Consider the following 24,253-nt stretch of genomic DNA (forward strand, 5'->3'; position numbering starts at 1 on the left):
AGAACTCCGACCCCTACTCAAGTGTGGGTAGAGGCGATTTCGTCCGTCAGAATCGTTCTGGGGGCCCATTTTTGGAGTCTGTGTGGCTAGGTTTCTGAATGTGCGTCCGCCGACAGGTACCGATAGACGGTCGCTCGGGAGCATCCCAGCATCTTGGCGATGTCTGGGGCAGTGACACCCTTCGCCCGCAGATCCCGTGCCTTCGTGGCGTCTGCATCATCCACCTTGCGAGGACGACCACCCTTGCGCCCGTTGGCCGCTGCGGCGGCTAGACCCGCCTTGGTCCGCTCGATCATGGTGTCTCGCTCAAGCTGTGCGAATGCAGCCATCACAGTGAGCATGGCCTTGCCCATTGGGCCATCTGTATGAAGCCCCTCGGTGACGCTGCGGAATCCGACACCGAGCTCAGTCAGCTGCTCGATGAGCTGAAGGACGTGGATTGTATTGCGGCCCAGTCGATCCAACTTCCAGACCACGAGTACATCGCCGTCGCGAAGGTGATCCAAGCATCGATCCAGTTCGGGCCGCTGAGACTTTGCACCTGACACGCCATGGTCGGTGAAGATACGGTTGCACCCAGCCGCGCCAAGCGCGTCGAGCTGAAGTTGGGGGTCCTGGTCGGCAGTGCTGGCCCGTGCGTAGCCGATGAGTGCCATCTTGATCCTGTCTCAAAATCCCGTACCGCTGACAGTTTTGAGACTAGAGGTTATGAGACAGGTTTTCAAGACAGTTGGTTGAGCTGTTTCCCGAGGATGGGCGATGGCAGGGCATCGCCCAGTCTCTGTTGCAACAAGGGATCGTTTCTGAGACGCCTAGAACATCGGCTGCGGTTCGACCACTGTGCCGCAGGCTGGGCATGAGATCGGCTTGGCGCCCCAGTCGCACGACCAGGCTAGGTACCCAACTCGATACTTCCCATTGTTGCGAGACATGTTGCTGTTGAAGCGATCGGCGGAGACGTGCCAGTCGTGGACGCGAGCGGCGTATTCCTCAGCGTCGGTCAGCCCCTGTTCCGGGTCGTAGTAGGAGGCTGTGTACAGGGCATCCCCAGAGAGTTTGCTGTCCACCCGAAGTTGCATTCGCACGGTTCGGAGGGCGGTGGATGCGCCTCCCTGGCGCATCTCACTGACCAACTCGGCAGCGTGCTCGTCGGCCTTCTCGCGGGTGGGGAGCCACATGCCCTTAGCGGCACAGTTGGGGTTGTTGCCCCATCCCAGTGCAAGCTGGGCGGTTACGTCGTACTGGCATTTGGGTTTCCTGGCCATGTGTGGAGTTCGTATCAGCAAGGCTGCTTGGATCTGAGGCGCAGCATCCCCCCACGGGGGATGCCCCTGCCCCGGCCCTCTGGATCGGCACGTAATGCGGCTCCCCGATCCTGTACGGGTTTGGAAGTTCCTACTTTCGCTTGCCCAAGATTCGATCGATATTGATTGTCGTATGTGCAGCCTTGACGTTGTACTGGGCCACCTCGATCTTGCCGTCGGCGTCGACGAGGAAGGTCGAGCGGATGACGCCGGTGACGGTCTTGCCGTACATCTTCTTCTCGCCGAACGCGCCCCACTGCTGCAGGACGGTGCGCTCGGGGTCGGACAGCAGCGGGAAGGTGAGGCCCTCGGCGTCGCGGAACTTGGCCAGTTTGGCCGGTTTGTCCGGGGAGATGCCGAGGACGGTGATCCCGGCCTCGTTCAGTTCGGCGAGATTGTCGCGGAAGTCGCAGGCCTGCTTGGTGCAGCCGGGGGTCGAGGCGGCCGGGTAGAAGTAGACGATCACCTTGCGGCCACGGTAGTCCGACAGTGACACGTCCTTGCCGTCGGCGTCGGGCAGCGTGAAATCGGGTGCGGTGTCTCCGGGGGAGAGGCGATGGTTGTCGGTCACCACCGCACGGTAACCGACCGGGTCCGCTGACGGCATGGATAGACTCGGGCGAGCACAGACACATACCTGGAGGTGACGGTGGCCAAGGACGACACCGACCGGATCGAACGCGAGATCGAGATCGCGCGCGCCCGGTTGGCGACCACGCTCGACGAACTGGCGGTGCGCGCCGATCCGCAGCGGATCGCCGACGACACGAAGGCGATCGTGGTCGCCAAGTTCAACGAGCCCAAGGTCAAATACACGCTGATCGGCGCGGGTGCCCTCGTAGCGGGCCTGGTCCTGGTCAAACTCTTCCGCCGCTGAGCGGTCCACAAACAAGAACACCCGATGCGGCACAAGCCACATCGGGTGTTTCTGTATTCAAACGCACCCACAACTCCCCGACCCTTAGGGAGGGGACGCCGCGAAGCGGCGGTCGGCGGCCGTCCCGTCGATCAGGTGCCGGTGCGTAGGCGACGAAGGAGCAAGCACCGGTGCCTGATCGACGGGACCACAGGGGCCGCCGACTCGAGCGCGCCAGCGCTCCATGTCACTGCGTGGGGCAGGCCAGGCCGTCGCCGTCCGGGTCGAGGTGGGGGGAGTAGCCCGCCTCGCCGCGGAACAGGGGGGCGCGACCGGCGGCCATCGCCTCGTCGCAGCTGCGGAACGCGCCGCCGGCCGAACCGGACTGGACCAGGTTGGCCGAGCCGGTGGCGCCGAGCAGGGAGTCGAAGCTGGACGAGCCGGTGCCCGCGGAGCCCGTCACCAACGGATTCGCCTGAGCGGCGGGGGCGACGAGCAGGCCGAGGCCTACGGCGGCGAGGCTGACAGTGAGCCGACGAACGTTCATGAATTCCTCTATGTCTGCTGCGGTTCGGATGTTGGCCCGGACACACGCCTCGGGCGGCGAAGTCAACCTTCATGACGGGGCCCCCGCTTGTCAACCGCACCGCGTGTGCCTCGCCTGTTACTCGCCGAGCCTGCGCCCGGTGAGGTGCTCGGCGGGCACGGTGCCCATCCGTCCGGCCTGGAAGTCCTCGAGTGCCTCGATGATCTCCGCGCGGGTGTTCATGACGAACGGTCCGTACTGGATCACAGGCTCGCGCAACGGTTTTCCACCGAGCAACAGCACTTCGAGGTCGCCGAAGTCCTGTGCGGTGTCGGCGGTGAGCGTGATGGCCTCGCCCTTACCGAACATCACGAGCTGGCCGGTGTGGATCGGCCGACGGTCGGTGCCCGCCGTGCCGCTGCCCGACAGCACGTAGGCCATGGCCGTGAAGTCCTGCGGCCACGGTGTTTCCAGCTGCGCGCCGGGGCTGATCGAGGCGTGTGCGTAGGCGATCGGGGTGTAGGTGGAACCCGGCCCGGCGAAGCCGCCGACCTCGCCCGCGATGAGCCGCACCAGGGCGCCGCCGTCGTGCGAGCTGACCAGGGTGAGCTCGCTCCCGCGCAGGTCCTGGTAACGCGGGGTGGCGAACTTCTGGGCGCGTGGCAGGTTCACCCAGAGCTGGATGCCGTGGAACCGGCCGCCCGAGATCACCAGTTTCTCTTCGGGCAGTTCGTCGTGCAGCATGCCCGAGCCCGCCGTCATCCACTGGGTGTCGCCCTCGCCGATCACACCGCCGCCACCCTGGGAGTCGTGGTGGACCATGGTGCCGTCGAGCATGTAGGTGACGGTTTCGAAGCCGCGATGCGGATGCCATGGCGCGCCCTTGGCCTCGTAGGGCTCGTAGGCCACGGGGCCCATCTGGTCGAGCAGGATGAAGGGGTCGGCCGCGCGCAGGTCGACGCTGGGGAACGGGCGCGTCACCTCGAAACCCGCCCCTTCGCGCTGACGGTGGGCGGTGACGATCTGACGTACCGGCCGCTGGGTTTCGGTGACGTCCGGGCGGGGGAGCCGGGGCAGCACCATGATGTCGTCGACGGTGATCGCGGGCATGGGAAGCGCCTCCTGGAGTGGAACCTATTTGGTTTCCATGTCAACCAATGTGGTTCTAGGATCATTCCCGTGACCCGATGGTTGTCCGAGCAAGAGCAGCAGACCTGGCAGGCCTTCATCCGGATGCGGCAGCGGCTGGACGCGGCGCTGTCGGCCGGGCTGGCCGGGCACGGGCTGTCGATGGCCGACTACGAGCTGATGGTTCCGCTCTCGGCCGCGCCGGAGGGCTGTCTGCGCGCCAGGGATCTCGCCGCGGAGGTGTGCTGGGACAAGTCGCGGTTGTCCAAGCAGCTGGCCAGGATGGCGGCGCGCGGGCTGGTCGACCGGGCCCCGGCCGCCGACGACGCACGAGGCATCGTGGTCACGCTGACCGACCACGGGCGCGACGTCTTGCGCGCCGCCGCGCCCGAACATGTCGAGCTGGTGCGAAAGTTGTTCGTGGACAACATGACCCGCCAGGAAGGCGCGGCATTGCGGTCACTCTCGGACAAGGTCGCCTCGGCGGTCGAGCAGAGCTGACTACCGGCGCCGCCGGGTGCCGAACAAGCTGCGGCTGATCTCGCGGCCCGCCGCACTGGCCGCCGAGCGCAGGAAGCTCTTCACGGCCGGGTTCTTCATGATCCGTTCGGCCGCCGAATCCGCGTCCGGTCCCGCATGCGGCGGGGCTGTTTCCGGGGCGGGTGCGGCAGCCACGCTGGCCAGCAGCATCTCGTAGGCCGATTCGCGGTCGATGCTCTGCCCGTACTTGCCCTGCAACGAGCTCGACCGGGCGGCGGAGCGGATGGCGTCGTCACCGATGGTGTCCATCAGCGACCGTGGCGGCACGATCTTGGTCCAGGCGACCGGGGTCGGGGCACCCTTCTCCGACAGCACTGTGACGATCGCCTCACCGGTACCGAGGCTGGTGAGCGCCTCCTCGAGGTCGTAGACCTCCGACTTCGGATACGTGCGAACCGTTTTCGCCAACGCCTTCTGATCGTCGGGGGTGAAGGCGCGCAGCGCGTGCTGGACGCGGGCACCGAGCTGCGACAGCACCGCGTTCGGGACGTCGGTGGGCAGCTGCGTGCAGAAGAACACGCCGACACCCTTGGAGCGGATCAGCTTCACGGTCTGCTCGATCTGCTGCAGGAACGCCTTGGAGGCGTCGGCGAAGAGCAGATGCGCCTCGTCGAAGACGAACACGAGCTTGGGTTTGTCGACGTCACCCACTTCGGGCAGCGTCTGGAACAGTTCGGCGAGCACCCACATCAGGAACGTCGAGAACAGCGCGGGCCGCGCCGCCTGCTGACCCAGTTCGACCAGTGTGATGACGCCCTGGCCGTCGACGACCCGGGCCAGATCGGCGGGATCGAGTTCGGGCTCGCCGAAGAACGTGTCACCGCCCTCGGCCTCGAGATTCACCAGCGAACGCAGGATCACCCCGGCGGTCTGGCTGGATACCCCGCCGATGCCCTTGAGGTCTTCCTTGCCTTCGGGGCTGGTCAGGTGGGTGATGACCGCGCGCAGGTCCTTCAGGTCGAGCAGGGCGAGGCCCCGCTGATCGGCCCAGTGGAAGATCAGCCCGAGGGTCGACTCCTGGGTGTCGTTGAGGCCGAGAACCTTGCTGAGCAGGATCGGGCCGAAGGAGGTGATCGTGGCGCGGATCGGCACGCCGATGCCCTCGGTACCGAGCGAGACGAACTCGGTGGGGAAACCGCTCGGAGCCCAGTCGCTCGCGCCGGTCTCGGCGGCGCGAGCGCGGATCTTGTCGTTGTCGGCACCGGGGTCGCGTAGACCCGACAGATCGCCCTTCACATCGGCGAGCACCACGGGAACGCCCGCCCGCGAGAGCTGTTCGGCGATGCCCTGCAGGGTTTTGGTCTTGCCCGTGCCGGTCGCTCCCGCGACGAGCCCGTGGCGGTTCATCATGCGCAACGGAATACGCACGCGCGCAGCGGGATCGGTGGTTCCGTCGACGACAACGGTGCCCAGCTCCAGGGCCTGACCGTCGAAGGCGTAACCGGCCGCGATCTGTGCGGCGGCACCCGACCCGGGCGAGGCGTCGGGTGACGTTGCCGCCGAAGCCGATTGCGCCGCCTCCCGCTCGGCGGCCTCCGCCGCGGCGGCTGCCTCGGCGGCGACGCGCGCCGCCTCTTCGGCTGCCAGGCGAGCCGCTGCCGCCTTCTCCTGAGGGGTGGTCATCGCGTCCTCCGTCTCGATCGCAAGAACATGAACGGAAAATCTCAGGCAAACTGTATCCGTGCCGGTCACCACTGTGGTGGCCTTCGGCGGGTGTCGTCGGCAAACACCTCCGCCGCGCCCGCGCGACACACCTGTCGGCGAGGCGCGCCGATACCCCATTAGGGTGGCTCGGGTGTCCGACAAACTCTTGGTCTGGATGGATTGCGAGATGACGGGGCTCCGTCTCGACAGCGACAAGCTGATCGAGATCGCCGCGCTCGTAACCGACAGCGACCTGAACATTCTCGGTGACGGTGTCGACATCGTCATCCACGCCGATGACGCCGCCCTGGCCTGCATGCCACCCGTCGTCGCCGACATGCACGCGAAATCCGGTCTCACCGAGGAGGTCCGGCGCTCGACCGTCACCCTCGAACAGGCCCAGCAGCAGGTGCTCGACTACGTGCGCCAGTACGCGCCCGCCGCGCGCACCGTGCCGCTGTGCGGCAACTCCATCGCCACCGATCGCGGCTTCATCGCGCGCGATATGCCCGAACTGGACGCGCACCTGCACTACCGGATGGTCGACGTGAGCTCGATCAAGGAGCTGTGCCGCCGCTGGTACCCGCGCATCTACTTCGGTCAGCCGGAGAAGGGGCTCGCGCACCGCGCGCTGGCCGACATCAAGGAATCCATCCGCGAGCTGGAGTACTACCGGCGCACCGCGTTCGTGGCGCCGCCCGGCCCGTCCTCGGCCGACATCGCAAGCATCGCGGCGGCGGTCACCGAGGCCGTCGACGTCGCTGGAACAGGGTCCCGACCAGCGGATTAGGGCTTCGGGGCCGGTACAAGCTAGTATTTACCGCGCCGGTGCAAGCCGGTGATGGTGACCGTAGTTCAGTTGGTAGAGCACCAGGTTGTGATCCTGGCTGTCGCGGGTTCGAGTCCCGTCGGTCACCCCGAAGAGAAGGCCCCGATCCTCAGGATCGGGGCCTTCTTCGTTGTCGGAGCCCGCATCCGCTTCATGACGCAGGTCACGTTTGAACCGCTACACTCTGGACGGCTGCCCAAATGTGTGGGCCGCCATATCCCCGTTCGACCGGAAAGACCCTTGATGAAGCGTTCCACCGTGGTCGTGGCCCTCGCAGCCGCCACCGTGCTCGGCCCCGTCGCAGGCACCTCGGCGGCGCAGACCCCCGGCCTGCCCCTCACCGACTTCACGGCCACCCCCTCGGGCGGCATGGAACTGCCGGGGCCGCCCGAAACCGGATCGGCGCAGAGCGGATCGACCGGCGGCCTGGAGACCACCGGCTCCTCCGGCACCGGCTCGGCAGGCCTGCCCAACCTCGACCGCCTGCTGTTCGGCGGACGCATCCTCTGCGGGGCACTCGGCAGCGCCATGGCCGTGGCGGGCGAGGCCATGATGGACTGCGCCGATCTGCCCACCCCGGTCTGATCAGGACACGAAAAAGGCCGCCGGAGATATCCGGCGGCCCTTTTCTGCTGTATGGGTCAGGAGACGTCGGCGTTGCCGGCCTTCCACTCCGCCCACGGAATGTTCCAGTCACCGAGCCCGTCGACGCCCGACAGCGTCCCACCCACGGTGTTCTTGATGATCGTGATGTCACCGCGCTTGGCGTTCTCGTACACCCAGCGGGCATTGGCGGGGCTCAGATTCAGGCAGCCGTGGCTGGCGTTCGAGTAACCCTGCTGACCCACCGACCACGGCGCCGAGTGGAAGAAGATGCCGCTGTAGGAGATCCGCGTGGCGTAGTCCACCGGCGTGCGGTAGCCGTCGGCGGAGTTCACCGCGACACCGTAGGTGGACGAGTCCATGATGATCTTCTCGTGCTTGTCGGCGACGATGTAGATGCCGTTGTCGGTGGGCGTGGAATCCTTGCCCATCGAGGTAGGCATGGTCATGATCACCTCGCCGTTGCGCTCGACCGTCACCTGATGGGTGTTGTCGTCGGCGGTGAAGATCACCGCGTCACCGATGGTGAAGTGCGAGGTGAGGTTGTCCTGGCCGTACAGACCCTTGCCCAGGTCCTTGCCGTAGACGTTCACCTCCACGTTCACCCGCGTACCCGGCTTCCAGAAATGCTCTGGGCGCCAACGGACTTCGCGGTTGTTCACCCAGTAGAACGCGCCTTCCACGGGCGGTTCGGTGGTGATCTTGATGGCGTCCTGTGCGGCGCGGCGGTCCGGGATGTTCTCGTCGAACTGGATCGCCACCGGCTGGCCGATACCGACCACCTCGCCCTCGCCGGGCATCAGGTACGGCTTGGTCTGGTTGTTCGGCGAGCTCGTGGTGAAGCTCAGGGTGGAGGAGTTCGTTCCGCCCAGGCCGATCGCGGCGGCCGAGAGCTGATAGGTCTTGCCGTAACCGAGCACCTCGGTGGTGGCCCACGAACGCCCGTCGGGCGCGAGCTGACCCGACACCTGCGTGCCCTGCTGGTTGGTCAGCTTCACCTCGGTGAACTTGCCGTCCTGCACCTGGAACTTCAGCGGCATCCCCGGCGAGACGCCGACCTGGCCGTCCTTGATCTCGGAGACCAGTTTCGGCTTGATGAGTTCGGTGATCGGGTTACGGTCGATCGCCACCTCGACCCCGGCACCCTCGGCCGACGAGCACGCGGAGGCACCGAGGGCGAAAACCGCCAACAGTGCCACCGGAACGATCATCCGCAATGACCGAGGTTTCCCCCGCTTCTTACCCATGTCCAACCCCGTTTCCATACCGACGCCCCGCCATTCTGCCAGCCCGCCCGGTCGCCACCAACGTCGAAAGCGCGGCGACACGACCCGAGTGGGCAATCGTTAGATACGTGCCGGGGCCCGATCTGTTAACACTGCGAACCGTCCGGCATCGGTGCTGGTCAGCGCCCGATTTCACTTTTCGCCCTCGGGCCTGTTAATGTTTCTTCCGCACCGCAGAGCGGAGCAAACGCACCGCGCAGCGGGGCGAAGCCAAGCGCCATTAGCTCAATTGGCAGAGCAGCTGACTCTTAATCAGCGGGTTCGGGGTTCGAGTCCCTGATGGCGCACAGTAGACCGCATCCCGGCAGTTACCACTGCCGGGATGCGGTCTTTTTGTGGTCTGCCAGCCTCGTCATCGATCGTTACCTTCGGTGCCTCGCGCGCCCGTTTTGCCACCGCGAACAGCCAGGAAACCTGATTCGGGCAAACTTTTTCTGTGACCCATACCACGGTCGTCGCAGTTCTAAACCCCCTGCATACATAACGATTCTGCAACCACCGGTAGAAGCGACCAAGATCGCCAGCACCTGCCGTTCAGATTTCGTTCATCTCGCGTTAACCTGCCGTGACCATTCTGTCATCAGGTCACAAACAGACCTGCGGTTTGGTTAGCCACCGGGAACCCGGATACCGAACAGCGCGTGGTCTCCCCGCAGCCAGCTGTGGAGCACCGTGCGACGAGCGGGACAGCCATCGAGCGTCTCCGTCACCACAGCGTCGCACATTCCCATACCGACAGAAACAACACATCGCCTGACCGGCGTGCGCCGCTGCGCGCGCTGCGCGGTCCACCGGGGCCCTGCGGTCGCCAGACAGAGATGAAGGAACAGAGAAGAACATGATCGTCAAAGACAAGCTCAACTCCATGATCGGCCACCGCCGCGAGGCGTTCACCGTGGCAGTCGCCGCGGTCGGTCTGGTGGCCGTTGCCGCGTCCTCGGCGGTGTCCTTCGCCGACGACAGCGTCCCGCAGCGTGCCGCCATGGTCGTCGAGCAGGCCGAGGCCATCCCGGCCGTCGGTGCCGCCCCCGCCGTGGAGGCCGTGCCCGCCCCCGCGGCGCCGGTGTACCCGAACAACCTCGACGGCTGGATCCGTGAGGCCCTCGACATCATGGCCGCCAAGGGCATCCCCGGCAGCTACGAGGGCATCATGCGCAACATCATGCGCGAGTCGACCGGTAACCCCCAGGCCATCAACCTGTGGGACTCCAACGCCGCCGCGGGCATCCCCTCCAAGGGCCTGCTCCAGGTGATCGACCCGACCTTCGCCGCCTATCACGTGGAGGGCACCCCCTTCGACGTGTGGCACCCCGTGGCCAACATCGTCGCGGCCTGCAACTACGCCGCCGACCGCTACGGCTCGATGGACAACGTCAACAGCGCGTACTGATACGCACTGCGAACACAGCAACGCCCGCGCACCGGTTGGGGAAGACCGGGGCGCGGGCGTTCGCCGTTAGAATGCCCTCGTGCCAGACAGCGCCGATCAGGCACCCGATCACGCGCATTCCGACGCGGCGACAGCGAGCCGCGTCGCCAAGGCCCGCCGCTTGGCGGCCTACCTTTGGGCTCGCGATATCAGCAGCGCCGAACTGCGCGCTCTGCCCGCGCCGACGCTGCGCAAGCTCGCCCGTGCCGCCGAGACCAACCCACCAAGCACCGGCGAGACGTGGCGGGTGGTCGGGGAACTGCTCGATCAGAAGGACGGCTGGGCCGCGCGCAACCCCGATCACGAGGCCGCACGCCGCGCCCACGCCGACGAGAAGCTGCTGTGGGTCAAGCCGCCGGTGACGCCCTGGTCGTCGCAGTCCTGAGTCAGCCGAGGACGAGACCGATCGCGAGTGCGAGCATCACCACCGCGATCAGTGAGTCGAGGATGCGCCAGGCGAGGGGTTTCGCGAACAGCGGGCCGAGTCGACTCGCGCCGTAACCGAGACCGAAGAACCACAGCACGCTGGCCAGCATGGCCCCGGCCGCGAGGAACCAGCGCTCCGAGGGCGCCCAGGTGCTGGCGAACGAGCCGAACAGGACGAGCGTGTCCAGGTAGACGTGCGGGTTGAGCCAGGTGAGCGCGAGACAGGTGAGCACCGAGGCGCCCAGTGCCGCCGAGGTGCCCGTAAGGTCGGCCTGCAGTGCCGACGACCCGAACGCGCGCCGGGCGGCGAACAGGGCATAGCAGACCAGGAAGGCTGCCCCGGCCCACCGCGCGATGGTGACGACCGCCGGAAACGACTCGACGACGGTGCCGAACCCGGCCACCCCGGCCGCGATCAGCACCACATCCGAGAGCGCGCACACCGCGACCACCGGGAGGATGTGTCGGCCGCGCACGCCCTGTCGCAGGACGAACGCGTTCTGCGCGCCGATCGCGACGATGAGCGAGAGCCCGAAACCCAACCCGGAGAGTGCGGCCACTGCGGCCGACGATGTCGTCATATCCCTGACGCTAGAAAGCTCGGCACATTCAGTCCAGCTAATAATTCTGCAGAACCATTAGAATCGCTGATGTGGATCTGCAGCTGGACCAGCTACGCGCGCTCGACGCCGTGCTCACCGAAGGCACCTTCGACGCGGCTGCCCGCCGATTGAACCTCACGCCGTCGGCCGTCAGCCAGCGGATAAAGGCACTGGAGGACGCGGCGGGCCGCATTCTCGTGCAGCGGTCGAAACCGGTGCGGGCCACCGAATCGGGGCTCGCCGTGCTGCGACTGGCCAGGCAGGTGCACGTGCTCGCCGCCGATACCGCGCGCGAACTCGGCGAACCGGACCGGCCGGCCGGGCGACCCGCCCGCATTCCGATCGCGGTGAACGCCGACTCGCTCGAGACGTGGGTGTTGCCGGCCGTGTCGCGCGTCTCCGGCATCGCCTGTCTCGAACTACACCGAGAGGACGAGGAACACACCACCCGGTTGCTGCGCGACGGCACGGTGATGGCGGCGATCACCGCCACGGCCACCCCGGTGCAGGGCTGCCGGGTGCAACCGCTCGGCGCCATGCGCTATCAGGCGCTCGCCACGCCGGACTTCGCGCAGTACTGGTTCCCCGACGGCGCGCGCCCCGGCTCCTACACCCACGTGCCGATGATCCAGTTCGACCGCAACGACGACCTGCAAGCCCGGCACCTGCGTGGCGCCAATCAGCAGCCCGCCGATCCGCCGACACATTTCGTGCCGTCCTCCACCGCGTTCCGTGAGGCGGTCCGGCTCGGCATGGGCTGGGGCATGCTGCCCGACCTGCAGACCGAAACCGACCGGGCCGAAGGCACTTTGGTGAACATCAACGGCCAGGCCCGCATCGATGTGCCGCTCTACTGGCAGCAGTGGAAACTGGATTCGCCCGCCCTGAACGCGGTCGCCGACGCCATCATCACGGCCGCCGCGAAAGCCCTGCTGCCCGTCGAGTGACTCGTCAGCCGCCGAGCTTCTTGTAGAACGCGCCCGCGATCGGGGCCGTCATCGCGCGCGGACCATAGTTGCCCGCCACGCTCATGCCCTTGCTGATGAGGCCCGGGACGATGCGCATCTTGTTGCGGGCCAAGGCGTCGATCGACACCTTGGCCGTGTATTCGCTCGACACCCACAGGAAGTCGGGGACCATCTTGTCGACGATCGACTCCTCTTCCGGCGCAGGCGTTTCCGTGCGCACGGGACCGGGCGCCAGCAGAGTGACATTGACGCCGCTGCCCTTGAGCTCGCCGCGCAGCGACTCGGAGAACGTGTTGGCGAACGCCTTCGACGCGGCGTAGGTGGCGTTGTTCGGGATGGGCATATTGCCCGCTGCCGAGCCGCTGATGAGGATGCCGCCCGCCTTGCGCTCGATCATGCCCGGCAGCACGGCCAGGGTCAGGTCGTGCACGGCGGTGGCGTTGAGTTCCATCTGCGCGCGTTCGTAGGCGAAGTCGAGTTCGGCGACAGGGCCGAAGGTGGCGATGCCCGCGTTGTTGCACAGGATGGCGATATCGCGCACCGACAGCTCGTCGACCAGGCTCGCGCGCTGGGTGCGGTCGGCGAGGTCGACGGCGCGGACCTCGGCGGTGATGCCGTGCGCCAGCGTCAACCGCTGCGCCAGTTCGGTCAGGATCTCTCCGCGCCGGGCGACCAGGATCAGCGAATAGCCGCGCCCGGCCAGCTCGGCGGCCAGGGCGGTGCCGATACCGGAGGACGCGCCGGTGACGACGGCACGATTGTCAGCAGTGGGGGAGGGCAGGCTCACACGGCGAAGCTTAGGTGATCGCCCGCCCGGCCATAGCATGGCTCTTGCTATGACTACTGACTCCTCGCCCCGCGCCCAGGAGGCGCCGCTGCTGCTCACCACCGAGCCGCCGCGCACGTTCGGGTTCACCGACCAGGCCGCCTTCTGGACCAATCTCGGGGTGAGCCTGATCGGGTTCACCGGCGCCATCTATGTGCTGCAACCGCCCGGGTACGACCGGTTGCCGCTGCTCGGGGCGGTGCTGGCGACCGTGGTCGGCACGATCGTCGGCACGTCGATGGTGGCCGCCGCCGGTGCGGTCGGCGCCGGAACCGGTGCGCCCGCGATGGCCAATTTCCGTGGGCTGTTCGGCACCAAGCTGTCCGGGCTGCCGACGGTGGCCAATGTGGTGCAGTGCATCGGCTGGGGTGTGTACGAGCTCACCGTGATCGCGGCGGGTATCGCGGCACTCACCAGCGACCGGGTGCCGCACGCGGTGGCGGTGATCGCGGCCGGTGTACTGAGCACGGTGATGGCGATCTGGCCGATGCACGTGGTCGGCATCCTGCGCCGGTACGTGACGGTGGCGGTCGGTATCGCCATGCTGTATTTCACCGTGCAGATGCTGCGTCAGCCGCTGCCCGACCTGGGGCAGACCTCGTGGGCCGGGTTCTTCCCCGCCGTCGACACCGCGCTCGCCGTCGCCGTCTCGTTCGTGCCCTTGGCTGCCGACTACACCCGGCATTCCCGGTCGGTGAAGGTGGCGGGCGGTGCCACCGTGATCGGGTACTCGGTGGCCCAGATCTGGTGCTACCTGCTGGGTATCGTCGCCCTGCTGCACGTGGGCGGCGACCCGAACCAGCTGTTCGACTCGTTCCTCGGGATCACCGCGGGCTGGGTGTTCTTCGCGGTGCTCGTGCTGCGCGAGACCGACCAGTCCTTCGCCAACGTGTACTCCACGGCCATGTCGTTGCAGAACCTGCTGCCGCGCGTGGATCGCCGCATCCTGGCCGCCGTCGTCGGCGTGCTCGCCACCGTATTCGCCCTGAACGTGCGCGATTTCAGCTCTTACGCGAACTTCCTACTGCTCATCGGCTCGGTGTTCGTGCCACTCACCGCCGTACTCGTGGTCGACTACTTCTTCGGGCGCGGCCGAACCGGCTGGGACCTGTCCGACAACTCGCCCGCCCGCCCGATCATGCTGCTGCCCTGGGCGATCGGCTTCGTGGTGTACCAGCTGTGCAACCCCGGCTCGGTGTCTTGGTGGGCCGACCGGTGGACCGGGATCCAGGACGCGCTCGGCGTGCATCCGACCTGGTGGACATCGGCATCGCTGTTCTCGTTCCTCGCGGCCGGCGCCGCCACCGGGGTCGTCGTGGTCGTCGGTCGGCGACGGTGATTCGGCGGCGCGGCGAGGTGCTCCGGCAGCGACGGCCCCAGCGTGTCGGCGCCGGTGACGCTTTCGCCGTCGGCTACCTGGCGGCCATCCCACGATGTCGAACCCGTCGGCCGAGCGTCTCCCCGAGCTTTCGCCCGACCGGACGGAGCCCGAGCGATGGATGAGGAGCGCGTTTTCGGAATGGGCGACGAGCCCCTTGCCGCGCCGACCTGGCCCGCGCTCACCGAAGACGAAGCCTCCTCGGCCGTCGCGACTACGTGGGGCTTCGGTGGGGCGTCGATCGAATGGCGCAGTGCGCGACCGCTTTCCGCGACCGTCGGGGTGCGTACCGGCAGTGGGCAGCGATTCGTCGTCAAACGGTTGCCGAGCGCGCTGCGCGACCTGGGTGCTCTGGCGGAGGAGCACCGGTTCATGGCGCACCTGCGAGCACGCGGGATTCCGGTGCCGGAGGTGCGCGCCGTCGCCGGGTCCGCGTTGCGGGTGGCTGGTCGGCGCGACGAGGCCGGAGAGCGCCGGTTCGGCGGGGAGCTTGATGGCTCCAGGCCTGTACGCGGTGGTTCGGGTGAGTTCGTCTATGAGGTTCATCGGGTGGGGGAGGGAGAGGATCGGTATCGCGCGGACTTTTCCTGGACACCGTTCCGCGACGTCGAGGACGCCGCCGGAGCAGGCACGATGCTGGCCCGATTGCATTCGGCGGCCGAGGGTTTCGATGCCCCCGCCCGCCCCGCCCGCCCGTTGCTCGCCACCATGCACAGCGACGTCATCAGCGCCTTCGAATGGCACACCGCCCGTCGTCCCGCCCTCGCAGCCTTCCTCGCCACCCGCGACTGGCGCACGGAAGTCCCCGACCTCCGCGCCGACCTCACCACCATCGACCCCTTATGGACGCACGGTGATTGGCACCCGACCAATCTCCTCTGGCGCAACCACGAGGTGACCTCGGTGATCGATTTCGGCCTATCCGACCGCACCACCGCCGTCTTCGACCTCGCCACCGCCGTGGAACGTACCGCCGTGGACTGGATCTCCCTCCGAGACGGCGGCCCCGCCAACGTTCGTACAGACCAGATCACGGCCCTGCTCGACGGCTATCAATCCATCCGTCCGCTGAACCACGCGGAAAGCCGGCTGTTACCGGATCTCCTCCCGCTGGCCCACATCGGCTACGAACTCTCCGAGATCGACTACTTCCTCACGATTCCCCAGGAACACCGCAACGCCGAAATCGCCTACCACGACTGGCTTCTAGGACACCTGCGCTGGTACGAAACACCCGAAGGCCACGACCTCAGAACACTGCTCCACGACCTGTCCGCGCGCTGAAACCCTTGCCACCTCCCGCACTGCCAGCCACCCCACATCACCCGAGTAGGCCACCTACCGAACTCCCAGCCACACGGCACTACTCGAGTCCGCCATAACCGCACTACCAGCCACACGGCCCACTCGAGTCCGCCATGACCGCATTCCCAGCCCCGCACGACCCGACCTCGAGGAGGGTCCGCCGCGAAGCGGCGTAGCGGCCCGGCCGCGCGAACAGCGCTCGAAGCGCATGCGCGAAGCGCGAGTCTCGAGCGCTGTTCGCGCGGCCCCTCAGGGGCCGCGCTCGAGCGCGCCAGCGCTCCAAAAACACAGCCAGCACCTCCTTGGCGCAATCCAAAAAGAGCTGGCCACCAACCCCCACGCCACCTCCCCACAAAAGACAACACCCCCACCCACCGGATGCGAGTTCGGTGAATGGGGGCGCTGCGAACGATCGTCCGTCGCGTCGGACGACCGAGTCTAGAGACGGGCAGCCAACCGAGTCCCCTGGTCGATGGCCCGCTTAGCATCGAGCTCAGCAGCCAATTCCGCCCCACCGATGAGATGCAACTCGACCCCGGCCGCCCGCAACGGTTCCTCGAGCTCACGCACCGATTCCTGCCCGGCACAAACGATCACGTTGTCCACCTCGAGAACCCGCGGATTCTCCCGCTTCTCCCCGAAGCTGATGTGCAGCCCGGCATCGTCGATGCGCTCGTAATTCACCCCACCGATCTGCTCGACCCCCTTGGCCTTGAGCGCAGCACGGTGGACCCACCCGGACGTCTTGCCGAGATCCTTGCCGAACGGCGTCGACTTGCGTTGCAGCAGAACGACATCGCGGGCGGCGGGGGAGGGGTTGGGCTTCTTGAGCTGGCCGGGAACCTGCTCGTTGTCGGAGTCGACGCCCCACTCTTCCTTCCACTCGTCGAGCTTGAGCGTGGGATGTCCGTCGACGGTGAGGTATTCGCTCACGTCGTAGCCGATACCGCCCGCGCCGATCACCGCGACCTTCTTGCCGACCGGCTTCTCCTGCTTCACCAGTTCGGCGTACGACAGGACCATCGGATGGTCGATGCCGGGGATGTTAGGGATGCGGGGACGCACGCCGGTGGCCAGGACGACCGAGTCGTAGCCGCCGTCGATGAGTTCGGTCGCATCGACGCGCTTTTCGAGGTGCAGTCGCACGCCGGTGAGCTCGATCTTGCGGCGGAAGTAGCGGATCGACTCGTCGAACTCTTCCTTGCCGGGGATGCGGCGGGCGATGTCGAACTGGCCGCCGATCTTGTCGTCGGCCTCGAACAGGTCGACGTGGTGGCCGCGCTCGGCGAGGTTCACCGCGGCCGAGAGGCCTGCGGGGCCCGCGCCGACCACCGCGATGCGCTTGGTGCGCCGGGTGGGCAGCAGGTTGAGGGTGGTCTCGCTGCCCGCACGCGGGTTCACCAGGCACGACACCTTCTTGTTGCCGAAGGCGTGGTCGAGGCAGGCCTGGTTGCAGGCGATGCAGGTGTTGATCTCGTCGGCGCGGTCACCGCGTGCCTTGTTCGCCCACTCGGGGTCGGCGAGCAGCGGGCGCGCGAGTGAGATCAGGGCCGCGTCGCCTCGGGTGAGGATCTCCTCGGCGATCTCGGGCATGTTGATCCGGTTCGACGCGCACACCGGGATGTTCACCTTGCGGGCGATCTTGGCGGTGAACTCCACGAACGCCCCACGCGGCACCGAAGTGACGATGGTCGGCACCCGCGCCTCGTGCCAGCCGATGTCGGTGTTGAGGATGTCGACACCGACAGCCTCCAATTCCTGTGCCAGCGCGACGATCTCGTCGAAGGTCTGACCCTTCTCCACGAGCTCGGCCATCGACAACCGGAACACGATGATGAAATCGGGGCCCACCTCGGCGCGGATGCGGCGGGCGATCTCCACCGGCAGCCGCCGCCGGTTCTCCGGGGTGCCGCCCCACTTGTCGGTGCGCTTGTTCACCCGTGGCGCGAGGAACTGGTTGATGAAATACCCTTCACCGCCCATGATCTCGCAACCGTCGTACCCGGCGAACTTGGCCAGCGCGGCGCAGCGGGCGTAGTCGTCGATGGTGCGTTCGATGCCCTTGGCCGACAGTGCGCGCGGCTTGAACGGGTTGATCGCCGACTTGATCGCCGAGGCCGAAACGCTGGTCGGCATATAGGAATAGCGACCGGCGTGCAGGATCTGGATGGCGATCTTGCCGCCATCGTCGTGCACCGCCTTGGTGATGCGCCGGTGCCGGTAGGCCTCGGTCTTGGTGGTGAGCTTGCCGCCGAACGGGAGGAGCCAGCCGGTGCGGTTGGGTGCGTACCCGCCGGTGATGATGAGCCCGACACCGCCGCGTGCGCGTTCGGCGAAGTAGGCGGCGAGCTTGTTGGTGTCCCAGGCGCGGTCTTCCAGGCCGGTGTGCATGGAACCCATGACCACCCGGTTACGCAGGGTGGTGTGGCCGAGGTCGAGGGGCTCGAACAGATGGGGATAGGCAGTCATGGGCGATGGTCACCTTTTCGCGGTCGCAGGGCCTGCAGTACTTCGTCGCACCATTCGACGTAACCGGTCTCCGCGCGGATACCCGCGCGCAGCACCAGGTACTGGTGCAGAGCGGTGCCGGAGAGCTGGTCCGGCGCCGGAAAGAACTTCTTCTCGCTGAGCTGGTACTCCTCGAGGCGTTGCGCGTGTTCGGCGCGATGGCGGGCCACCTCGGCGCAGACGGCGTCGATATCGCCGTGCGCGGCGCCACGCACCTTGACGCCGAGTTCGTCGCGGGTGGGCACCGATTCGGCGGGCTCGGCGATCCAGCGGGCCAGTTCCTCGGCTCCCGCGGGGGCGACCGAGTACACCTTCTTGTCGGGTTTGCCCTGCTGGGCGACCGATTCCACGGTGACCCAGCCGGCTTCCTCCATCCGCTTGAGCACGCGGTAGATCTGCTGGTGGGTGGCACTCCAGAAGTAGCCGATCGACTTGTCGAACCGGCGGGCGAGTTCATACCCGGAGCCTGCTCGCTCGCTCAGCGAGACCAGGAGCGCGTGCTCGAGTGCCATGCGACGAGGATATGCGCAACCAACGGTTCTATGCAACCAGGTTCATATGGATTGACGGCGTGGCGGATCATCGATGCCCTGCCGGGCGCCGAACACGCCGTTACGCTCGGTGCATGACCGAGGTGAGCGCGTCCGCGACCATCGGCGAGGCGGCCGGACGCGGACAGGTGATGGCGTGGGGATTGTGGGACTGGGGGTCCTCGGCGTTCCAGGCCGTGACGCTCACCTTCGTGTTCTCGGTGTATCTCACCGACAAGGTCGGCAAGGATCTGCCGGGAACGATCTCCGCGAGCGCGTGGCTCGGTTGGGCGCTGGCGGGTGCGGGTCTGGTGGTCGCGCTGACGGCACCGGTGTGCGGGCAGTATTTCGACGCGGTCGGCTCCCGCAAGCGCGCGCTGGCCACGCTGACCGCGCTCACCGTCGGTGCGATGGCGCTGATGTTCTTCGTCCACGCCGACTACCGCGACCTGTGGCTCGGTCTCGCGCTGCTCGGTTTCGCCTCGGCCACCTTCGAATTGGCGACGGTGCCCTACAACGCGATGATGCGCCAGGTGTCGACGCCTGCGACGGTCGGCCGGGTGTCCGGATTCGGTTGGGCGATGGGCTACTTCGGTGGCATCGTGCTGCTGCTCGCCTGCTACGCGGGATTCCTCGCCGGTGACGGTGACCGCCGCGGCCTGCTCGACATGCCGACCGATCAGGGCCTCAATGTGCGCCTGGTGATCGTGCTCGCCGCCGTCTGGTTCACGGTGTTCGCGCTGCCGGTGCTGTTCACCGTGCCCGAACTGCCACGCACCGGTGCCGATCCCGGCGCCGACCGCGTCGGATTTCTCGGCTCCTACCGGGTGCTGTGGCGTGACGTGCGCGACCTGTGGCGCACCGACCGGCACACCGTGTGGTTCCTGCTGGCCAGCGCGATCTTCCGCGACGGGCTGGCTGGGGTTTTCACCTTCGGCGCGGTGCTGGCGGTGGGCGTGTACGGCTTCGCCGATGCCGATGTGCTGCTGTTCGGGGTGGCCGCGAACGTGGTGGCCGGTGCGGCGGCGATCGCGGCGGGCCGCTTCGACGACCGGCTCGGACCCAAGCGCGTGATCGTCGGCTCACTGATCGGGATGATCGTCTGCGGCACGGTGTTGCTGGTGGTGACCGGTTCGCTGATGTTCTGGATCTTCGGTCTGGCCCTGACGGTCTTCGTCGGCCCCGCCCAGGCCTCGGCCCGATCGTTCCTCGCCCGCCTCGCCCCACCGGGCCGCGAGGGTCAGCTGTTCGGCCTGTACACCACCACCGGCCGCGCCGTCTCGTTCCTGGCACCTGCCCTGTTCGGCCTGTTCGCCTGGGCCTTCCACAACGACCGCGCCGGAATCATCGGTCTGCTCGTCGTATTAACCGTCGGCCTACTCGTGCTACTTCCGGTCCGTGCACCGAACACCGTCCAGGACGCCAAACCTGTGTAGCGTCACCGATTTGCCCCGTTCCAATTTGTGAACATCTGTACTCCCAACCGGTTCAACCGCAAATCCGCAAGAACATGGGTAACTCACCGGGTACGAACAAACGCAACCACGAACCTGTGTCTGGCCGCCGACCCAAGTCCCCCCGCACCTGAGTCTGGCCTTAATTTTCGGGGAGGCGGGTTTGCCATGCGGCGATACCCAGGGCGATCAAGCGCATCTGCATCACCGTGCGCTCCACGACCGCCGCCTCCTCGCGCGGCGTCGCCGACACGAAGGAACCGATGCCGTCGGTGACGGTGCTGACCAGCAGATCCGCGGCGATCTCGAGTTCTGTTGTGCTCCACGAGTCGAGCGCCCGCAACCTCGACAGGTCCGCGACGATCTCGCGCACGATCAGCTGCATCTCCATCGCGATGGCCTGACGCAGTGGTGCCGAGCCGCCGTGCCGTTCGCGCAGGAGGAATCCGAACAGCGCGCGCTTGGCGGCGACCTGGTCGAAGACGAACCGCACGGTGTCGGCGAGGTGGGCGTCGGGCTTGCGCCTGACCTCGCGCAATGCCAGCCGTAGCGCGGTGACACCCTCGTCGACGAGGGTGGCGCCCAGATCGTCCAGCGACGCGAAGTGGCGGTAGAACGCCGTCGGCACGATCCCGGCCGAGCGTGCGACCTCGCGCAGGCTCAGTGCGGCGAACCCGCGCTCCGCGGCCAGGGCCAGCGTGCCGTCGAGGAGAGCCGCCCGAGTGTGCGCTTTGCGCTCATTCCGGGTTCCTGCCTGCTCAGTCACATCGGTGAGCATACATCCGTTCACCATAGTCGCTTCCTTGGAAATGTAGTCCGGCTCACATCGCTGCCGGTTGACAGTAGGCCGGGTTCATCCGGCACACTGGTGAGTGTACAGGCGTGCACTGAAATTTTCGCCAGCACGTCCACGGAACATCCGCAGAGGGGCAACACACATGGTGGGACTGATCGACCTGGTGCAGACGTTGACGACGCCGCATCCGCTGGACCGGTACCTCGAACTCGTCAGCCCGGCGCTGACCGCGCGGGAACTGCGTGCCGAGGTCACCCATGTATCTCGCGCGGTGCCCGGCTCGGTGACGCTGACCCTGCGTACATCGCGCCGCTGGCGTGGACACAAGGCCGGGCAGTACATCCAGATCGGGGTGCTGATCGACGGCGTGCGCCACGTCCGCTGCTATTCGCCCATCGACCCCGAGGGCGGCAGCGACCGTTTCCTGCAGCTCACCGTCAAGGCACACCCCGGCGGGCTGGTCTCCAACTACCTACACGATCACGCCGAACCGGGCATGGTCGTCAACCTCGAGCCGGCGAGCGGGGTATTCGCGCTGCCCGAGCAGCGGCCCGCGAAGGTGCTGCTCATCAGTGGCGGCAGCGGCATCACCCCGGTGCTGTCGATGCTGCGCACCCTCGACGCCGAGGCCTACACCGGTGAGGTCACCTTCCTGCACTACGCGCGTCAGCCGGAGATGATTCCGCACCGCGCGGAGCTGGCCGCGATCGCCAACCGGCGTCCCAACTTCCGGGTGGAATACCGCTTCCCGGTCGAGCCGGGCACGGTCGTCAACGGTGAGACCTCCACCGGCAGCGGCTTTTTCGACTACGACGAGCTCGAGCGCGTGGCGCCCTGGTTCGCCGACGCGCAGACCTTCGTGTGCGGCCCGCCGCCGCTGATGAACGCCGTGAAGAACATCTTCGAGGCCGAGGGTCTCGCCGATCGGGTGCACAGCGAGGAGTTCACCCTCACCACCGTTCCGCTCGACCCGTCCGAGGCCACCGGCACCGTCACCTTCTCCGGCAGCGATGTCGCCGCCGAGAACAACGGTTCCTCACTGCTCGAACAGGCCGAATCGGCCGGGCTCACCCCGGAATACGGCTGCCGCATGGGGATCTGCTTCTCCTGCACCGCGACCAAGGTGTCCGGCTGCACCCGCAACCTGCGCACCGGCGAACTCGACGCCGACCCCGACAAGCAGATCCAGATCTGCGTGAACGCACCCGTCGGCGACGTCGACATCGCCCTCTAGTCAACCGATTACCGCGAAACAACCCAGGGGAGATACTGCTATGACGATCCTCACCGAAACCGCAGACGGCCCGGTCATCCTGACCCCCGACCAGGTCGAAGAGCTCGGCAAGGCGCTCGACGACCTGCGTGCCCGCGTCGTCGCCGACCTCGGCGAACGCGACCGCGAATACATCTACAAGATCATCAAGACCCAGCGTGGTCTCGAGGTGGCAGGCCGCGGCCTGATGTACCTCGGCTTCCTCCCGCCGTTCTGGCTGGCCGGCGTCGCCGCGCTCGGCGCGTCGAAGATTCTCGACAACATGGAAATCGGCCACAACGTGATGCACGGCCAGTACGACTGGATGCGTGAGCGCGGCGTGAACTCCCGCGAATTCGACTGGGACACCGTGTGCCCGGCCGATCAGTGGAAGCACTCGCACAACTACATGCACCACACCTACACCAACATCCACGACATGGACCGCGACATCGGTTACGGCATCCTGCGTATCGACGAGGGCCAGAAGTGGAACCCCTACTACCTGGGTAACCCCGTCTACGCCTTCCTGCTGATGGTGCTGTTCGAGTGGGGCGTGATGGTGCACGACCTCGAGGCCGACAACATCATCAAGGGCAAGCGCAAGTGGTCGGACCTCAAGCCGCTGCTCAAGGGGCAGTTCAAGAAGGCGGGCAGGCAGGTCCTCAAGGACTACGTGGTGTTCCCGGCGCTGACCGGCCCGCTGTTCCTGCACACTCTGGCGGGCAACGCGGCCGCGAACCTGATGCGCAACCTGTGGACCTTCTCCATCATCTTCTGCGGACACTTCCCGGCGGGCGTGCAGACGTTCACCAAGGAGGAGACCGCGGAGGAAACCCGTGGTGAGTGGTACGTGCGCCAGATGCTCGGCTCGGCCAACATCAACGGCTCGCGACTGTTCCACATCATGTCGGGCAACCTCTCGCACCAGATCGAGCACCACCTGTTCCCGGATATCCCGGCCAACCGGTACCCGGAAATGGCGCCCGAGGTGAAGGCGCTGTGCGAGAAGTACGGTCTGCCCTACAACACCGGCCGTTTCTCCAAGCAGATCGGCTCGGTGTGGGTCAAGATCTTCCAGCTCGCGCTGCCCGACAACATCACCAAGAGGGCGCCCAAGCCCGGTGTTATCGTTATGCGTAATCGGAAGGCAACCGAAGTGGGCGTGTAATGGTCGGCAAATTCGAAACCAACAAGGATCTCGTCCAGGAATTGACGACCTCCGGTGCGCAGCGGGTGGGCAATATCGCCGCACTGATCACCGGGACCGTCGCGGGAGTGGCTCGGGAGATCGGTGAGTTCATCACCGACGCGATCGAGATGAAGGAAGCGGCCGCCGCGGCTCGTCGCGACGCGGCCGCGGCCGAACCGGCCTCCGACGCCACCGACGACGAGGTGCGGGCGCCCGAGCAGCCCGTCACCGAGGCCGAGATCGTCGACGAGGCCGAGGTGGTCTCGCCGAAGCCGGTTCCCGAACAGCACTGATCACCACACCGGCAACCGGCGCCGGTGCTCGATCACATCGGTGATGAGATCGCGGTAGCCGTCGGCCAGTTCGGCCAGCCGGGACCAGTGCAGATGGGTTCGACCCTCCGGATCGCCGTCCAGCGCATGCTGGGCGGCGATCCATTTTCGTGCCATCCGGTCGATCACCGCGCCGAGGGTCTCGGTGTGCAGCGAGGCGCCCGCGCGATGGGCCAGGTTGGTGGCGACCCAGTTATCGATGAGCGCCATCTGGGTGGCGCGTTCGCGGTCTATCTCGTCGATCAGGCGCAGGATCCGCGCGCTCGAGACGGCCGGGTCGCGGGCCTCCTCGATCACCGCGCGCCTGCGTGCGTGGCATTCGGCGAGGGCGGCAGCCGCGTCGAGTACCCGGTGACGGGGCCGGTTCCGATCGATCGGCCGGACGAATGCCCGTAACAAGGCCGACGGTGACGGTGGTTGTGTCAGGTGGCCGGAGTCGATCGGCATGGTGCACGCCCCTGGAAAAGCTCGCGAGGGTGGATACGCCGGGGCCGGGGAATCGCCGGGACGCGCCCCGGCACCGGCGTAGCCCCGCCCAG

General features: G+C 66.9%; 26 protein-coding genes and 2 tRNA genes. 15 read left to right on the forward strand and 13 right to left on the reverse strand.

The genetic code is table 11. From position 1 onward, the window contains the following. Positions 1–86: 86 nt before the first annotated feature. The 3 genes from HYG95_RS10865 to bcp form a co-directional block, all read right to left on the reverse strand. Positions 87–656 carry a recombinase family protein gene (locus tag HYG95_RS10865; protein ID WP_181697863.1) on the reverse strand — a complete coding sequence of 190 codons (570 nt, stop codon included), beginning with the start codon at positions 654–656 and terminating at the stop codon, positions 87–89. A 156-nt stretch (positions 657–812) separates the two neighbouring features. Further along, complete coding sequence (locus HYG95_RS10870) at positions 813–1,265, reverse strand: hypothetical protein (protein WP_181697864.1); 453 nt, start codon at positions 1,263–1,265, stop codon at positions 813–815. Positions 1,266–1,395: 130 nt separating this feature from the next. Beyond that, positions 1,396–1,875: a thioredoxin-dependent thiol peroxidase gene (bcp, locus tag HYG95_RS10875; protein ID WP_181697865.1), complete on the reverse strand. Its 480-nt coding sequence runs from the start codon at positions 1,873–1,875 to the stop codon at positions 1,396–1,398. A 72-nt stretch (positions 1,876–1,947) separates the two neighbouring features. Between bcp and HYG95_RS10880 the strand changes: the two genes are divergently transcribed. Further along, a complete protein-coding gene (locus HYG95_RS10880) occupies positions 1,948–2,181 on the forward strand; it encodes a DUF3618 domain-containing protein (RefSeq protein WP_084458565.1) in 234 nt (77 codons plus the stop codon). Between the two features lie 226 nt (positions 2,182–2,407). On the opposite strand, the gene HYG95_RS10885 is transcribed toward HYG95_RS10880, so the two are convergent. Both HYG95_RS10885 and HYG95_RS10890 read right to left on the reverse strand, forming a co-directional pair. Beyond that, positions 2,408–2,707, reverse strand: a complete 300-nt coding sequence (locus tag HYG95_RS10885; protein WP_067486070.1) for an excalibur calcium-binding domain-containing protein — start codon at positions 2,705–2,707, stop codon at positions 2,408–2,410. A gap of 117 nt (positions 2,708–2,824) precedes the next feature. Next, positions 2,825–3,796 carry a pirin family protein gene (locus HYG95_RS10890; protein ID WP_181697866.1) on the reverse strand — a complete coding sequence of 324 codons (972 nt, stop codon included), beginning with the start codon at positions 3,794–3,796 and terminating at the stop codon, positions 2,825–2,827. 69 nt (positions 3,797–3,865) lie between these two features. Between HYG95_RS10890 and HYG95_RS10895 the strand changes: the two genes are divergently transcribed. Further along, positions 3,866–4,315 carry a MarR family winged helix-turn-helix transcriptional regulator gene (locus HYG95_RS10895; RefSeq protein WP_370465751.1) on the forward strand — a complete coding sequence of 150 codons (450 nt, stop codon included), beginning with the start codon at positions 3,866–3,868 and terminating at the stop codon, positions 4,313–4,315. On the opposite strand, the gene HYG95_RS10900 is transcribed toward HYG95_RS10895, so the two are convergent. Next, positions 4,316–5,977, reverse strand: coding sequence for a helicase HerA-like domain-containing protein (locus tag HYG95_RS10900; RefSeq protein ID WP_181697867.1), 1,662 nt, complete (start codon positions 5,975–5,977; stop codon positions 4,316–4,318). Positions 5,978–6,149: 172 nt separating this feature from the next. On the opposite strand from HYG95_RS10900, the gene orn reads away from it, so the two are divergent. The 3 genes from orn (at position 6,150) to HYG95_RS10915 (ending at position 7,412) form a co-directional block, all read left to right on the forward strand. Further along, positions 6,150–6,788 (forward strand): oligoribonuclease, encoded by a 639-nt coding sequence (gene orn / locus HYG95_RS10905; RefSeq protein ID WP_181697868.1) that lies wholly within the window; start codon positions 6,150–6,152, stop codon positions 6,786–6,788. A 54-nt stretch (positions 6,789–6,842) separates the two neighbouring features. After that, a tRNA-His gene (locus tag HYG95_RS10910) sits at positions 6,843–6,915 on the forward strand. A 155-nt stretch (positions 6,916–7,070) separates the two neighbouring features. Continuing rightward, positions 7,071–7,412: a hypothetical protein gene (locus tag HYG95_RS10915; protein WP_067486076.1), complete on the forward strand. Its 342-nt coding sequence runs from the start codon at positions 7,071–7,073 to the stop codon at positions 7,410–7,412. Between the two features lie 56 nt (positions 7,413–7,468). Here the strand turns inward: HYG95_RS10915 and HYG95_RS10920 are convergent, their stop codons facing one another. Beyond that, entirely contained in the window at positions 7,469–8,677 is a 1,209-nt protein-coding gene (locus HYG95_RS10920) for an Ig-like domain-containing protein (RefSeq protein WP_181697869.1), read from the reverse strand. Between the two features lie 253 nt (positions 8,678–8,930). Here HYG95_RS10920 and HYG95_RS10925 point away from each other — a divergent pair. The 3 genes from HYG95_RS10925 (at position 8,931) to HYG95_RS10935 (ending at position 10,530) form a co-directional block, all read left to right on the forward strand. Continuing rightward, positions 8,931–9,003: transfer RNA gene (locus HYG95_RS10925), tRNA-Lys, on the forward strand. A gap of 551 nt (positions 9,004–9,554) precedes the next feature. Further along, the gene (locus HYG95_RS10930) at positions 9,555–10,106 is read left to right on the forward strand and encodes a transglycosylase SLT domain-containing protein (protein WP_181697870.1); all 552 of its coding nucleotides are present in this window, start codon (positions 9,555–9,557) and stop codon (positions 10,104–10,106) included. A 79-nt stretch (positions 10,107–10,185) separates the two neighbouring features. Next, a complete protein-coding gene (locus tag HYG95_RS10935; RefSeq protein WP_181697871.1) occupies positions 10,186–10,530 on the forward strand; it encodes a hypothetical protein in 345 nt (114 codons plus the stop codon). 1 nt (position 10,531) lies between these two features. Here the strand turns inward: HYG95_RS10935 and HYG95_RS10940 are convergent, their stop codons facing one another. Next, positions 10,532–11,152: a LysE/ArgO family amino acid transporter gene (locus HYG95_RS10940; protein WP_067486088.1), complete on the reverse strand. Its 621-nt coding sequence runs from the start codon at positions 11,150–11,152 to the stop codon at positions 10,532–10,534. A 71-nt stretch (positions 11,153–11,223) separates the two neighbouring features. On the opposite strand from HYG95_RS10940, the gene HYG95_RS10945 reads away from it, so the two are divergent. Next, on the forward strand, positions 11,224–12,120 hold the full coding sequence (locus HYG95_RS10945; protein ID WP_181697872.1) for a LysR family transcriptional regulator ArgP: 897 nt from the start codon (positions 11,224–11,226) through the stop codon (positions 12,118–12,120). 4 nt (positions 12,121–12,124) lie between these two features. Here the strand turns inward: HYG95_RS10945 and cmrA are convergent, their stop codons facing one another. Then, the gene (gene cmrA, locus HYG95_RS10950) at positions 12,125–12,928 is read right to left on the reverse strand and encodes a mycolate reductase (RefSeq protein WP_067486092.1); all 804 of its coding nucleotides are present in this window, start codon (positions 12,926–12,928) and stop codon (positions 12,125–12,127) included. 49 nt (positions 12,929–12,977) lie between these two features. On the opposite strand from cmrA, the gene HYG95_RS10955 reads away from it, so the two are divergent. Next, positions 12,978–14,306 (forward strand): cytosine permease, encoded by a 1,329-nt coding sequence (locus HYG95_RS10955; protein ID WP_181697873.1) that lies wholly within the window; start codon positions 12,978–12,980, stop codon positions 14,304–14,306. Positions 14,307–14,462: 156 nt separating this feature from the next. Further along, a complete protein-coding gene (locus HYG95_RS10960) occupies positions 14,463–15,629 on the forward strand; it encodes a phosphotransferase enzyme family protein (RefSeq protein WP_220139310.1) in 1,167 nt (388 codons plus the stop codon). A 459-nt stretch (positions 15,630–16,088) separates the two neighbouring features. Here the strand turns inward: HYG95_RS10960 and HYG95_RS10965 are convergent, their stop codons facing one another. Both HYG95_RS10965 and HYG95_RS10970 read right to left on the reverse strand, forming a co-directional pair. After that, positions 16,089–18,119, reverse strand: a complete 2,031-nt coding sequence (locus tag HYG95_RS10965; RefSeq protein WP_181697874.1) for an NADPH-dependent 2,4-dienoyl-CoA reductase — start codon at positions 18,117–18,119, stop codon at positions 16,089–16,091. Then, positions 18,116–18,670, reverse strand: coding sequence for a PadR family transcriptional regulator (locus tag HYG95_RS10970; RefSeq protein ID WP_067642467.1), 555 nt, complete (start codon positions 18,668–18,670; stop codon positions 18,116–18,118). Before HYG95_RS10970 ends, HYG95_RS10965 begins: the two co-directional genes overlap by 4 nt. A gap of 113 nt (positions 18,671–18,783) precedes the next feature. Here HYG95_RS10970 and HYG95_RS10975 point away from each other — a divergent pair, with 113 nt between their 5' ends. After that, positions 18,784–20,124 (forward strand): MFS transporter, encoded by a 1,341-nt coding sequence (locus HYG95_RS10975; protein ID WP_181697875.1) that lies wholly within the window; start codon positions 18,784–18,786, stop codon positions 20,122–20,124. Between the two features lie 160 nt (positions 20,125–20,284). Here the strand turns inward: HYG95_RS10975 and HYG95_RS10980 are convergent, their stop codons facing one another. Continuing rightward, positions 20,285–20,935 carry a TetR family transcriptional regulator gene (locus HYG95_RS10980; RefSeq protein ID WP_181697876.1) on the reverse strand — a complete coding sequence of 217 codons (651 nt, stop codon included), beginning with the start codon at positions 20,933–20,935 and terminating at the stop codon, positions 20,285–20,287. A gap of 145 nt (positions 20,936–21,080) precedes the next feature. On the opposite strand from HYG95_RS10980, the gene HYG95_RS10985 reads away from it, so the two are divergent. Genes HYG95_RS10985 through HYG95_RS10995 form a run of 3 tightly spaced genes read left to right on the forward strand, consistent with a single transcriptional unit; the run spans position 21,081 to position 23,675 of the window. Next, on the forward strand, positions 21,081–22,172 hold the full coding sequence (locus HYG95_RS10985; protein ID WP_181697877.1) for a ferredoxin reductase: 1,092 nt from the start codon (positions 21,081–21,083) through the stop codon (positions 22,170–22,172). Positions 22,173–22,212: 40 nt separating this feature from the next. After that, on the forward strand, positions 22,213–23,361 hold the full coding sequence (locus HYG95_RS10990; protein WP_181697878.1) for an acyl-CoA desaturase: 1,149 nt from the start codon (positions 22,213–22,215) through the stop codon (positions 23,359–23,361). After that, entirely contained in the window at positions 23,361–23,675 is a 315-nt protein-coding gene (locus tag HYG95_RS10995) for a hypothetical protein (RefSeq protein WP_181697879.1), read from the forward strand. The genes HYG95_RS10990 and HYG95_RS10995 overlap by 1 nt, the downstream gene beginning before the upstream one ends. Here the strand turns inward: HYG95_RS10995 and HYG95_RS11000 are convergent, their stop codons facing one another. Next, on the reverse strand, positions 23,676–24,161 hold the full coding sequence (locus tag HYG95_RS11000; RefSeq protein ID WP_181697880.1) for a DUF4254 domain-containing protein: 486 nt from the start codon (positions 24,159–24,161) through the stop codon (positions 23,676–23,678). Positions 24,162–24,253: the final 92 nt, after the last annotated feature.

Origin of the sequence: Nocardia sp. GTS18 (assembly GCF_013839555.1) — a bacterium.
In the GTDB taxonomy this organism is placed as follows: Bacteria; Actinomycetota; Actinomycetes; order Mycobacteriales; family Mycobacteriaceae; genus Nocardia; species Nocardia rosealba.

Bases quoted from the DNA above. Each gene is read 5' to 3' on its own strand.
- HYG95_RS10975 (WP_181697875.1), top strand. From the start codon at position 18,784: ATGACCGAGGTGAGCGCGTCCGCGACCATCGGCGAGGCGGCCGGACGC.
- HYG95_RS10870 (WP_181697864.1), bottom strand. From the start codon at position 1,265: ATGGCCAGGAAACCCAAATGCCAGTACGACGTAACCGCCCAGCTTGCA.
- HYG95_RS10990 (WP_181697878.1), top strand. From the start codon at position 22,213: ATGACGATCCTCACCGAAACCGCAGACGGCCCGGTCATCCTGACCCCC.
- HYG95_RS10995 (WP_181697879.1), top strand. From the start codon at position 23,361: ATGGTCGGCAAATTCGAAACCAACAAGGATCTCGTCCAGGAATTGACG.
- HYG95_RS10965 (WP_181697874.1), bottom strand. From the start codon at position 18,119: ATGACTGCCTATCCCCATCTGTTCGAGCCCCTCGACCTCGGCCACACC.
- HYG95_RS10985 (WP_181697877.1), top strand. From the start codon at position 21,081: ATGGTGGGACTGATCGACCTGGTGCAGACGTTGACGACGCCGCATCCG.
- HYG95_RS10920 (WP_181697869.1), bottom strand. From the start codon at position 8,677: ATGGGTAAGAAGCGGGGGAAACCTCGGTCATTGCGGATGATCGTTCCG.
- HYG95_RS10970 (WP_067642467.1), bottom strand. From the start codon at position 18,670: ATGGCACTCGAGCACGCGCTCCTGGTCTCGCTGAGCGAGCGAGCAGGC.
- HYG95_RS10865 (WP_181697863.1), bottom strand. From the start codon at position 656: ATGGCACTCATCGGCTACGCACGGGCCAGCACTGCCGACCAGGACCCC.
- HYG95_RS10980 (WP_181697876.1), bottom strand. From the start codon at position 20,935: ATGGTGAACGGATGTATGCTCACCGATGTGACTGAGCAGGCAGGAACC.
- HYG95_RS10915 (WP_067486076.1), top strand. From the start codon at position 7,071: ATGAAGCGTTCCACCGTGGTCGTGGCCCTCGCAGCCGCCACCGTGCTC.
- HYG95_RS11000 (WP_181697880.1), bottom strand. From the start codon at position 24,161: ATGCCGATCGACTCCGGCCACCTGACACAACCACCGTCACCGTCGGCC.
- HYG95_RS10940 (WP_067486088.1), bottom strand. From the start codon at position 11,152: ATGACGACATCGTCGGCCGCAGTGGCCGCACTCTCCGGGTTGGGTTTC.
- HYG95_RS10930 (WP_181697870.1), top strand. From the start codon at position 9,555: ATGATCGTCAAAGACAAGCTCAACTCCATGATCGGCCACCGCCGCGAG.
- HYG95_RS10900 (WP_181697867.1), bottom strand. From the start codon at position 5,977: ATGACCACCCCTCAGGAGAAGGCGGCAGCGGCTCGCCTGGCAGCCGAA.
- HYG95_RS10885 (WP_067486070.1), bottom strand. From the start codon at position 2,707: ATGAACGTTCGTCGGCTCACTGTCAGCCTCGCCGCCGTAGGCCTCGGC.
- HYG95_RS10955 (WP_181697873.1), top strand. From the start codon at position 12,978: ATGACTACTGACTCCTCGCCCCGCGCCCAGGAGGCGCCGCTGCTGCTC.
- HYG95_RS10890 (WP_181697866.1), bottom strand. From the start codon at position 3,796: ATGCCCGCGATCACCGTCGACGACATCATGGTGCTGCCCCGGCTCCCC.
- HYG95_RS10960 (WP_220139310.1), top strand. From the start codon at position 14,463: ATGGATGAGGAGCGCGTTTTCGGAATGGGCGACGAGCCCCTTGCCGCG.